Annotated in this window: 1 pseudogene; it reads left to right on the top strand. The window is 43.7% G+C overall.

The window, feature by feature from the left end:
- A pseudogene (gene mtlR, locus ACWHAR_RS24590) lies at positions 1-901 on the top strand (mannitol operon transcriptional activator MtlR); the annotation flags it as partial.

Below are 901 nucleotides of genomic sequence, written 5' to 3'. Positions count from 1 at the left end.
AGCTCAAAGAAAAAATCGCTTTTTCATTGTCCGACAGCTCCTATATAGCGCTCGTCGTCCATCTGACGTATGCGATCGAACGAATTAAGCTTGGGGAAACCATCACCATGGAGCAAAATGAGCTTGAGGAACTGAAGAATGCGAAGGAATACAGCTCCGCTCTTGAAATCGCGGGCGAGCTTGAACGTGCCTTCGGCGTTACGATTCCAGAGGCGGAGGTCGGCTATATTACAATCCACCTTCGAAGCGCCAATCGAAAATACAAAACAGAATACAAAGCGCAGGAAATTGAGCTGGAAACAGCCCTGCAAACAAAGCGGCTCATTGCTTTTATTTCAGACAAAATCAGAATGGATCTGACGAAAAACTACTCTTTATATGAAGGCTTGATTGCCCATTTGGAGCCGGCCGTCAGCCGCATAAAAGAAAATATTGAGATATACAATCCGATGAAGGAACAAATCAAGCGCGATTATTTTCTGCTTTATATGGCGATCGAAGAAGGCGTCGAAAAGTATTTTCCGGGCATGTCCTTTACTGATGATGAAATTGCTTTTATCGTTCTTCACTTTGGCTCGGCTCTTGAAATCAAAAAAGAAGAAGCAAAAGTGAAAGCGCTTGTCGTCTGCTCAAGCGGGATCGCCTCCTCGAAAATGCTTGCCTCGAGAGTGAAAAAAGAACTGCCGGAAATTGAATGGTTTGATATGTCATCCCTGATCGAGCTAAAGGGGAAGGATGTTCAAGCCTATGATATGATTGTGTCCACTGTACCGATTCCTTATGAAAACATTGATTACATCATGGTCAGCCCGCTATTAAATGAGGAAGACGCAAACCAGGTCAAGCAGTATATCAAGCGGAAGATTCCCCTTATTCTTAACAAAAAAAGAAGCACGAAGGA

Source organism: Bacillus sp. LR--39, assembly GCF_053613335.1.
Note: the sequence above shows the minus strand (reverse complement) of the source record. Positions and strands in the feature narration are given on the sequence as shown.